Below are 723 nucleotides of genomic sequence, written 5' to 3' on the forward strand. Positions count from 1 at the left end.
ATTCGATACACTTGAATATCGTGTTGCTTATTACCGGGATGTGGAGAAATTACCCATAGCTGCAATAGCCACGAAACTGGATTACTCTTATGACTGGATTGCGAAGATCAGCAGTAGAGTCAAAAGATTGCGAAAAATCAGCTAAAGAAGGCAATTTAGTACAATAATCCGTTGATAATCCGTGCTAATATGGTATTAGGTTAGCCATGCCGGACAACCCACACAAGACACTCTCCATGCGAGGGTGTTTTTGCATTTCATCGGAACGACCGAATACGCTTAGTCCCATAGGGACGGAGGCCGTATAGCAAGATAGTACATGATTTGTACCATAAAAGGCCGCTTATTACGCAAGTGATAGCAAGATAGTGCATAAACGATAGCATAAAGGCCAAGAGAGGGAGTGAGTGAGGATGGGAGCAGGGGTACCGCCAAATGATCAGCAACGCGAGACAATAAAGGCGCTGCTCTCACTTGGCAAATCAAAGAACCTTGTTGCGAAAGAAATGGGGATGTCGTGGGCAACGATTGACAAGGTGAGCAAGGAAGTTCCTGATGAGGTTGAGGATTTACGAGAACAGAAAAGAATCGAGTTCATCGGCAAACTTTGGACAAACATTGAAGACGCTATCGAGTTGGGACATACGATGATTAAAGAGGCCAAAGAGAACAAGCGAGAAATACCGTTATCCCACATATCAACGTATGTCGGGACCCTATATG

The 723-nt window shown here is 44.4% G+C and carries 1 protein-coding gene; it reads left to right on the top strand.

Annotated elements, in window-relative coordinates; genetic code table 11:
- Positions 1 to 413: 413 nt before the first annotated feature.
- A partial coding sequence (locus AC1DWB_RS36650; protein ID WP_477545954.1) for a hypothetical protein occupies positions 414 to 723 on the top strand: 310 nt, incomplete at its 3' end.

It is taken from the genome of Paenibacillus sp. P4_E11 (assembly GCF_056401635.1).